This is a genomic window from Microbacterium sp. MEC084, from assembly GCF_004514465.2.
Taxonomy (GTDB): Bacteria; Actinomycetota; Actinomycetes; order Actinomycetales; family Microbacteriaceae; genus Microbacterium.
Window position 1 is genome coordinate 95,310 of sequence record NZ_MYFP02000008.1, and the last position, 9,233, is coordinate 104,542.

6 protein-coding genes are annotated in these 9,233 nt (G+C 71.7%); 5 read left to right on the plus strand and 1 reads right to left on the minus strand.

Annotation, left to right across the window (positions count from 1 at the left end; genetic code table 11):
* The first annotated feature begins 2 nt into the window (after positions 1-2).
* The 4 genes from rfbA to B5M43_RS09185 are packed head-to-tail and all read left to right on the plus strand — an operon-like array spanning position 3 to position 5,111.
* Positions 3-872 carry a glucose-1-phosphate thymidylyltransferase RfbA gene (gene rfbA / locus B5M43_RS09170; protein WP_055990295.1) on the plus strand — a complete coding sequence of 290 codons (870 nt, stop codon included), beginning with the start codon at positions 3-5 and terminating at the stop codon, positions 870-872.
* Positions 872-1,870: a dTDP-glucose 4,6-dehydratase gene (gene rfbB / locus B5M43_RS09175; protein WP_055990297.1), complete on the plus strand. Its 999-nt coding sequence runs from the start codon at positions 872-874 to the stop codon at positions 1,868-1,870. The genes rfbA and rfbB overlap by 1 nt, the downstream gene beginning before the upstream one ends.
* A 5-nt stretch (positions 1,871-1,875) precedes the next feature.
* On the plus strand, positions 1,876-3,291 hold the full coding sequence (gene rfbD, locus B5M43_RS09180) for a dTDP-4-dehydrorhamnose reductase (RefSeq protein WP_055990661.1): 1,416 nt from the start codon (positions 1,876-1,878) through the stop codon (positions 3,289-3,291).
* Positions 3,288-5,111, plus strand: a complete 1,824-nt coding sequence (locus B5M43_RS09185) for a hypothetical protein (RefSeq protein WP_134745367.1) — start codon at positions 3,288-3,290, stop codon at positions 5,109-5,111. Before rfbD ends, B5M43_RS09185 begins: the two co-directional genes overlap by 4 nt.
* A gap of 64 nt (positions 5,112-5,175) precedes the next feature.
* Here B5M43_RS09185 and B5M43_RS09190 read toward each other — a convergent pair whose 3' ends face one another.
* Complete coding sequence (locus B5M43_RS09190) at positions 5,176-7,926, minus strand: SPOR domain-containing protein (protein ID WP_134745366.1); 2,751 nt, start codon at positions 7,924-7,926, stop codon at positions 5,176-5,178.
* Between the two features lie 152 nt (positions 7,927-8,078).
* Here B5M43_RS09190 and B5M43_RS09195 point away from each other — a divergent pair.
* On the plus strand, positions 8,079-9,233 hold a 1,155-nt coding region (locus B5M43_RS09195), incomplete at its 3' end, for a UDP-glucose/GDP-mannose dehydrogenase family protein (protein ID WP_230667880.1).

The following is a 9,233-nucleotide window of genomic DNA, read 5'->3' on the forward strand; positions in this document are numbered from 1 at the left end:
GGGTGAAGGGCATCATCCTCGCCGGTGGTTCGGGCACGCGTCTGCATCCGATCACGCTCGGCGTCTCCAAGCAGCTCGTTCCCGTGTACGACAAGCCGATGGTGTACTACCCGCTGTCGACGCTGATGCTGGCGGGGATCCGGGACATCCTGGTGATCACGACGCCGCACGACGCGGCCGCGTTCGAGCGGCTGCTCGGCGACGGCTCGCAGTTCGGCGTGAACATCACGTTCGCGCAGCAGCCCTCACCCGACGGCCTGGCCCAGGCCTTCACGATCGGCGCGGACTTCATCGGCGACGACAAGGTCGCGCTGGTCCTCGGCGACAACCTGCTGTACGGCCCCGGCCTGGGCAGCCAGCTCAAGCGCTTCGCCGACGTCGACGGCGGAGCCGTGTTCGCGTACTGGGTCGCCGAGCCGCAGGCGTACGGCGTGGTCGAGTTCGACGCCGACGGCAAGGCCGTCTCCCTGGAGGAGAAGCCCGCCGCCCCCAAGAGCAACTACGCGGTCCCCGGCCTGTACTTCTACGACAACGACGTGGTCGAGATCGCCCGCAACCTCAAGCCGTCCGCGCGGGGCGAGTACGAGATCACCGACGTGAACGCCGCCTACCTGGAGCGCGGCAAGCTCAGCGTCGAGGTGCTGCCCCGCGGCACCGCCTGGCTCGACACGGGCACGTTCGACCAGATGACAGACGCGGCCGACTACGTGCGCACGATGGAGCGCCGCACGGGCCTGAAGATCGGCGCGCCCGAGGAGGTCGCCTGGCGGCAGGGGTTCCTCTCGGACGACGAGCTGCGCGAGCGGGCGCAGAAGCTGGTGAAGTCGGGGTACGGATCGTACCTCCTCGAGGTTCTGGAGCGTGGTCGCTGATGTCGAAGCTTCTTGTCACCGGCGGTGCCGGGTTCATCGGGTCCAACTTCGTGCACCACGTCGTCGAGCACACCGACCACCACGTGACGGTGCTCGACAAGCTCACCTACGCGGGCAACCTCGCCTCGCTCGAGGGCCTCCCCGAGGACCGCGTGCGCTTCGTGCAGGGCGACATCGCCGACGCCGAGCTGGTCGACGGCCTGTTCCGCGAGGTCGACGCGGTCGTGCATTACGCGGCCGAGTCGCACAACGACAACTCGCTGAACGACCCGCGCCCGTTCCTCGACACCAACATCATCGGCACGTACACGCTGCTCGAGGCCGCGCGCCGCCACGACGTGCGCCTCCACCACATCTCGACCGACGAGGTGTACGGCGACCTCGAGCTGGACGACCCCGAGCGGTTCACCGAGAGCACCCCGTACAACCCCTCGTCGCCCTACTCGTCGACCAAGGCCGGCAGCGACCTGCTGGTCCGGGCCTGGGTGCGCTCGTTCGGTGTGCGGGCCACGATCTCGAACTGCTCCAACAACTACGGCCCCTACCAGCACGTCGAGAAGTTCATCCCGCGCCAGATCACCAACGTGATCCGCGGCATCCGCCCCAAGCTCTACGGCACCGGCGAAAACGTGCGCGACTGGATCCACGCGGACGACCACTCCTCCGCGGTGCTGACCATCCTCGACAAGGGCGAGATCGGGCAGACCTACCTGATCGGCGCCGACGGCGAGGAGAACAACAAGGACGTCGTCGAGCTGATCCTCGAGCTGATGGGCCAGCCGCGCGACGCGTACGACCTGGTCGCCGACCGTCCGGGACACGACCTGCGCTACGCGATCGATTCCACCAAGCTGCGCACGGAGCTCGGCTGGCAGCCGCGCTTCCAGGACTTCCGCGCCGGTCTCGCGGACACCATCGAGTGGTACCGCGCCAACGAGGCGTGGTGGGCTCCGGTCAAGGACGGCGTCGAGGCGTTCTACGCCAGCAAGGGGCAGTGACGGCCGTGACGGAGCTGGGCAAGCAGCTGGCCGCGACGCCGACCGCCATCGAGGGGCTGCTGCTGTTCGACCTGCCCGTGCACGGCGACGCGCGCGGGTGGTTCAAGGAGAACTGGCAGCGCGAGAAGATGACCGCGCTGGGCCTGCCCGACTTCGGCCCGGTGCAGAACAACATCTCCTACAACGACCGGCCCGGCGTCACGCGCGGCATCCACGCGGAGCCGTGGGACAAGTGGGTGTCGGTCGCGACCGGCCGCGTGTTCGGCGCCTGGGTGGACCTGCGCGAGGGCCCCGGCTTCGGCAACGTCTTCACGGCCGAGATCGACCCGTCCACGGCGATCTTCGTGCCGCGCGGCGTGGCCAACGCGTTCCAGACGCTGGAGCCCGGCACGGCCTACACGTACCTGGTCAACGACCACTGGTCGCCCGACGCTTCGTACTCGTTCCTGAACCTGGCCGACGAGACCGTCGCCATCCCGTGGCCCATCCCGCTCGAGCAGGCGGAGATCTCCGACAAGGACCGCGCGCACCCGCGCCTTGCGGACGCCACGCCCGTCCCGCCCCGCCGCACGCTCGTGATCGGCGCGAACGGCCAGCTCGGCCGGGCCCTGCGCGCCCAGCTGGGGGACGCCGCGCACATCGAGTACGCCGGCCGCGAGGACCTGGACCTCACCTCCCCCGACCTGGCCGCCGCGCGCCGCTGGCGCGACTACGGCGTGATCGTGAACGCCGCCGCGCACACCGCTGTCGACGCCGCAGAGACCCCCGAGGGCCGCGCCGAGGCGTGGGCCGCGAACGTCACGGGCGTCGCGGCGCTCGCGCGCGTCGCGGCGCAGCACGACATCACGCTCGTGCACGTCTCGAGCGACTACGTGTTCGACGGCACTGCCGCCGAGCCGTACCGGGAGGACGACCCGATCGCCCCGCTGGGCGTCTACGGGCAGACCAAGGCCGCGGGCGACGCGATCGTCGCGACCGTGCCGCGCCACTACATCGTGCGCACCTCGTGGGTCATCGGCGACGGCGGCAACTTCGTGCGGACCATGGCGTCCCTGGCCGAGCGCGGCGTCGACCCCACGGTCGTCGACGACCAGACCGGCCGGCTCACGTTCACCGCGGACCTCGCCCGCGGCATCCAGCACCTGCTCGAGACGCGCGCGCCCTACGGCACGTACAACCTCACGGGCGCGGGCGAGCCCCGCACCTGGGCGCAGTACGCCGCCCGGGTGTACGAGCTGACCGGACACGACCCCGCCCGCGTCACGCCCGTCACCACTGCCGAGTACTACGCCGGCAACGACCGGCCCACCGCTCCCCGCCCGCGCAACAGCGTGCTCGACCTCACCAAGATCGAGGGCACCGGCTTCACCCCGCCGGACGCCGACGCGAGCCTCGTGCGCTACCTCGAGGCGACCCCGTGAGCCGCACCCGCCCGCCGGCCTTCCCGGTCGGCGCCGTCGCGCTCGCCCGTCCGCGGGACCCCCGCGCGGTGACGCGCATCTGGTGGATCGTCGCGGCAGGCGCCATCCTCGCCAACCTCGTCACGACCGCCATCGTCGGGCTGTCCGCGGACCAGCCGGCATTCCCGTTCGACGAGCTCCACCTGCTGCAGCTGGCGCGCCTGCTCGCGGGCGACCCGATGCCGGAGTACGGCTCCGCCGGCTACTTCCCCGGCTGGGGCATCCTGCTCACGCCGCTGTGGTGGTTCCTCGACGATCCCGACACCGTGTACCGCGCCGCGGGCATCATCGGCTGGGTGCTGGCCGCCGCGACCATCTGGCCGCTCGCGCTTCTCGTGCGCCGCATGCGCCTCGACCTGCCGCAGGCGCTCACGGTGGCGGCCGTCGTCTCCACGCTGCCCTCGCGCGCCATCCAGGCCGACTACGTCCTGAGCGAGCGGCTCCTGTTCCTGCTGGTCGTGCTGGCGGCCCTCGCGGCGTTCCGCCTGTTCGAGCACACCACGATCTGGCGCGCGGTGGTGTTCGCCGTCGCCGTCGCCGCGGTCTACCTGACGCACATGCGCATGCTGCCCGTCGTGCTCGCGAGCGGCGTCTGGCTCGTCGGCCTGCTCGTGAAGCGCTGGCAGGCCGCGCTGGCCGGCGGGCTCACACTGGCCGTCGCCTGGTACGCGGTCGAGCGGATCGGCAACACGCTCAACGACGTGCTGCTCGAGTCGGAGCCGAACCAGAGCGAGTCGGTCATGAAGAACATCGAGAACTTCGTTCCCGGCTTCTTCGTCCGCGTCGCGCTCGGCCAGACCTGGAACCAGGTCGTCGGGTCGTACGGCCTGGTCGCGATCGGGTTCGTCGCGCTCGTCGTCCTCGCGTGGCGGGAGGTGCGCCGGTTCCGGATGGGCCGCGCGACCTGGCTGTTCGGGGTGTTCACGGCCTCCTGGCTGCTGTCGGTGCTCGCGTGGGCCAACGACTGGAACCTCTGGGAGAACCCGTGGCGCCGTCTGGACTCCTGGGTGTACGGCCGGTACCTCGACCCCGTGTCCGCGCTCGTCGTGGCGCTGGGCCTCGCCGTGCTGATCCGCGGCGTCCGCACCGGCGTCTGGGCCTGGGCGACCGCGGGCACCGCCGCCCTGTTCGCGCCCGTGCTGGTGTGGCTCGCCCCACAGGCGCCCACGTGGGCGCACGTGACGCCCGTGCACATCGCCGGCGTGCTCCCGTGGGGCTTCCTGCTGCCGACGGAGCCGTTCGATCCGGGCGTCATCCCGTCGTTCACGAACGAGAACCGGTTCTGGCTGTGGGCCTCGCTCACGGTGCTCGCGTGCCTCGTGGGCTATCTCCTCGTGCGGCGCTGGGCGCTCGTCGCCCCCGTCGCGGTCCTCGCCCTCGGCATCGCCGGCACGGCGGGCGCCGACGCCTGGTCCGACCGGTTCCGCGCGGGCGAGGAGATCCAGCCCGCCGACACCGCCGCGTTCGAGGAGTTCGTGGCTGAGACGGGCGAGACCGAGATCGCGTACGACTTCTCCTGCGGCCGCCCTGGCGGCTTCCCCGGCGTGTACTTCAACAAGCTGGGATGGAGCATCCTGCCCGACGCGGTGGTGGACCGCGTCGACTCGAACGGGGAGCCGAACCCGCCGTACGACATCGTGGTGTCGTGCGTGGGCGACTCGAACCTGCGCGCCTCGGGCGCCCTGCCGGTCGAGGGCATCGAGTTCTACGCCAGCTGGGTCTGGATCATGCCCGGCGAGCTGCAGGACGAGCTGCGCGCCGAGGGCCTCCTGATCGACTGACGCCCTCCCCGCCGTCCGGCGGCCGCGACGGATCCGCCGTCGGCCGCCGGAGCGGGGATCCGGGTCAGCGGCTGCCGGCCTGCACGAACGCCAGCGTGCCGGCGTTCCACGTCAGGACGGTCGGCGTCTTCCCGCCGTTGAGCGACGCGGGCGTCTCGCCGGCGCGCAGCGCGCGCATCCGGCCCGCCTCGGCCACGTAGGTCGTGGTGCCCACCTTCACGAACAGGCGCCCGCTGATGGCGGCGGCGGCCTTGGGCAGCGAACCGCACGTGGCGGCGGCGAGGCCCTGGCCCGGCAGGCCTCCGAGCCCCGCGAGCGCGATACGGTGCAGGCGCCCCTGCGCGGCCACGTAGTACCCGTCGTGGCAGCTCACGATCGGGCGGAGGCGGTTGCGGGTCTGCACGGTCAGGGCGGCGATCGCCTCGCGCGACGACACGACGGCGTGCCGCGAGCGGATGCCGAACTCCTCGCCGATGTCCCACGACGAGATCCACCACGCCTTCGCGCCGTCCGTGAAGTACACGGGGTCGGTGCCGCGCACCTGCATGACGGATCCGGACGGCGGCACGGCCGACGTGATGCGCGTGCCCTTGGGCAGGTGGTCGATCAGCGCATCCGCCAGGCGGAGCACGGTCGGCCAGCGCCCGCCCGTCAGGGCCTCCATGACGCCCCGGGAGGCGATGTGGCGCCAGCGTCCGGCCTCGGCGACGTACACGTCGCTGCGGCCGACTCCCTGCACGAACACGCGCGTCTGCGGCACGGCGGAGGACAGCTCGAGCACTCCGCACGTGCGCGCGTCGAGCGTCGTCACGGGGAAGCCGGCGACCGCCGCGGCCGTCACCGGCTGCAGCGTGCCGCGCGAGGGCAGGTAGATCGTGCTGCCGCACTTGACGAACTGCGCGAGGGTCCCCCCGCTCGTGTAGCCCTGGTACGCGGTCGACGGGACGCCGGTGTCGCGCGCGCGTGTGAGCCCCATCTCTGCCGGATACAGCCACGTCGGCAGGTACAGCAGGCGCGAGTCCCACGTGGGCAGGTAGGTCCGCGTGGAGGCCGCGGGCTCGATGAAGCGCCCGGGCGCCCACCTCGTCGCGGTGACCTGGTACTGCGCGGCCTTGGCGGCGGGCATGACGGCCGCGTACGGCACGGCCCCGCCGGTGATGGCGGCGACGTTCGCCTCGTTGTAGATCGGGATGAGCGTCGAGCCGGAGATCTGGTGGATGGTGCCCCCGGACGTGCGGCGGGCCCAGCCGGTGATCGCGGCTCCGGCCGGCACCCGCGTGTACTCGGCCGAGGCCAGCACGGTCTCGGTCCCGCACGAGCCTCCCCAGGCCGACACCTGCGCGCACGACGAGAAGTGATGCCGCTGCCCGCCCTGCAGGAGCGACACGTCGCCCGTGGTCGCGTTGCGGAGGAAGAACGAGGCCTGACCGCCGTTCGGGATGGACTCCGCCGTCTCCGCCGTCACGGTGCGCGGCGCGCCGAACACGCGCTGGTACTCCGCGAGGGTCTCGCGCGTGATGTGCACCTTCTTGCGACCGGTGACGAGGTAGACGTGCGGCTCGGCCTTGATCATGGTGCCGTCCGCGACGCTCGTGACGCCGGTCCCGGTCGAGCCGAACCACAGCCGGAAGTAGCTGTAGAAGTTGCGGTTGCCGTACGACGAGCAGGAGTCGCCGGTGCCGAAGCCGGCCGCGAGCGCGGCTGCGTTGGGCTGGTACGGCGTGTAGTAGTACAGGTTCGCGGTCGCCTGGTTCTTGACGTAGACGCCCGACGACCCGCACGCGGAGTTGGGGTGGTATCGGATGCTGCGCGTCCCGCCCGGCGCGTACCAGGTGAAGTAGGTGCTGGAACCGTAGATCTTCATCTGCCGGGCGGCCCCGTACACCTGGTTGAAGAACCCGTAGTAGGTCTTGTCGCAGTCGGCGGTGTCGGGGCATCCCATGCCCATCGCGATCGTGAAGCGCCAGTCGCTGGGCCAGGTGTGGGTGATCAGACCCTGCTCCTTCTGGAGCATGACCAGCAGCACCTGCGGGTTGATCCCGCACGCCTGCGAGACCTTGGAGATGATCCGGGCCGCGCTCTCGTTCGCTCCCCCGGTGTACTGCGCGCAGTACGCGTCGGCGGCGCGCGTCGGCGTCGTCTCGACGTACTCCTCGAGGCACGTGTAGCCGGACTGGCAGGTCGCGACCTTGCCGTCGATGAAGCTCGCGATCTGCGCCGCGGTCATGGTCGACCGGTTGGTGAACACCGCGTTGCTGATGATGTCGCCCGCCACGAAGCCGACCACGGCGGCGGCCGGCACGAACGCCTCCTTGGGCGCGACCAGCTCGAAGCGGCTCGAGGACGCGTCGCCGCCCGATCCGGAACCCGACGCGGGGTACGGCACGTTCCCGGGGTTCGCGGCGTCGAGGGTCTCGTCGCCGGCCTTGTCGCGCTCGGCCAGCTGGTCCGCCCCCGCCCGGTGGTCGTCGCGATCCATCGGGACCTTCGCGACCGGCGGCGTGGGGGTCGCCTTCTGCTCGGGCGTCGGGGTCTCGGGATCGGGCGAGGCCGCCTGGGGCGCCTTCACCTCGGACGCGCCGGGCGCGTCGGGGGCCGGCTCGTCCGTGGCGGCCGGAGCCTCGGGCTCGGACGTCGGGGCGGGCTCGGACGTGGCGGCCAGAGTCGGGGCGGGCGTCGCCGCCGATGCCGACTCCAGCGGGAACAGCCCGGCCACGAGGGCGAGCGCGGCGAGCGAGGTCGCGAGGAGGCGCGCCACGCGCACCGGGGATCCGCCGCGGGGCATGGCGGGGCGGACGTGGTCGGGGGCACGCATGTGAACAGTGTGACAGAAGTGAAGAAAGCCTGGTAGACGGGCCCGATGCCCTCCCACCTGCCGGGACCGGCCCGCGCTCCCCATCCATGGAAGGATGGAGGGCGTGCGTGCGCGCGGGTCGGCCGCGGGCCCGACGAGAGGAGCCTTTCGGGATGAAGCTGAGCGTCATCGGCTGCGGGTATCTCGGCGCGGTGCATGCCGCGGCGATGGCGTCGCTGGGTCACGACGTGGTCGGCATCGATGTCGACGAGGCGAAGATCGGAAAGCTCGCCGCGGGTGAGACGCCGTTCTTCGAGCCCGGGCTGGCGGAGATCCTGACCGCGGGGATCGGGTCGGGCCGGCTGTCGTTCACGACCGACATGGCCACCGCCGCGGACGCGGACGTGCACTTCATCGCGGTCGGCACCCCGCAGCGGCGCGACGGCGCCGGCGCGGATCTGCGGTTCGTGGACTCCGCCGTCGAGGGCCTGATCCCGCACCTGAAGCCCGGCTCCCTGGTGGTGGGCAAGTCGACCGTGCCGGTCGGCACCGCCGCCCGCCTGGCCGGGCTGGTGGAGCCTGCCGGGGCGCGTCTGGCGTGGAACCCGGAGTTCCTGCGGGAGGGCTTCGCCGTGAAGGACACCGTCGAGCCGGACCGGCTCGTGTACGGCGTCGCCGACGCGTCCCGGGAGCAGGACACGCAGATCCTGGACGAGGTGTACGCGACGGCCCTGTCGACCGGGACGCCGCGGATCGTGACCGACTACGCCACCGCGGAGCTGGTCAAGGTCGCCGCGAACTCGTTCCTGGCCACGAAGATCAGCTTCATCAACGCGATGGCCGAGATCGCCGAGGTCACCGGCGCGGACGTCACCCAGCTCGCCGACGCGATCGGCCACGACAACCGCATCGGCCGCCGCTTCCTCAACGCCGGCGTCGGATTCGGCGGCGGCTGCCTGCCCAAGGACATCCGCGCGTTCGCGGCCCGCGCCGAGGAGCTCGGCAAGGGCGAGTCCGTCGCGTTCCTCAAGCAGGTCGACGAGATCAACCTCCGCCGCCGCAAGCGCCTGGTCGACCTCGTCGTGGACTCCTTCGACGGGCAGGTCTACGGCCACCGCGTCGCCGTGCTCGGCCTGGCCTTCAAGCCCGACAGCGACGACATCCGCGACTCCCCCGCCCTCGACGTCGCCGTCCGCCTCAAGGGCCTCGGCGCGGAGGTCATCTCCCACGACCCCGAGGCCATGCCCAACGCCCGCCGCCTGCACCCCCAGCTCGACTACGCCGACACCGTCGACCAGGCCCTCACCGGCGCCGAGGCCGTCGTGATC